Here is a 249-nt window from a genome sequence, read left to right on the forward strand (position 1 = left end):
GGGCTCGGCGGTGTACCGACAACTCGGACGGGTGCCCGGCGACGTCGTGCGTCTCCGCCGCGCGGAGGCACCGCGATGACGGGCCCGGATGTCCTTGCCGCCGCCGACCTGTCGATGTTCGGCCACGACCCGTGGTGGCTGGTCGTCGCGAAGGCGTTGGGCATCTTCGTGTTCCTGGTGCTCACGGTGCTGATCGCGATCTACGCCGAACGCAAGGTGCTCGCGTGGATGCAGATGCGGATCGGCCCC

General features: G+C 69.5%; 1 protein-coding gene. It reads left to right on the forward strand.

The window, feature by feature from the left end; translation table 11 throughout:
• Positions 1–75: 75 nt before the first annotated feature.
• The coding region (locus IJ15_RS26265) for an NADH-quinone oxidoreductase subunit H (protein ID WP_197059912.1) at positions 76–249 on the forward strand (174 nt) is incomplete at its 3' end.

The sequence above is a fragment of the Prescottella defluvii genome, from assembly GCF_000738775.1.
Lineage (GTDB): Bacteria > Actinomycetota > Actinomycetes > Mycobacteriales > Mycobacteriaceae > Prescottella > Prescottella defluvii.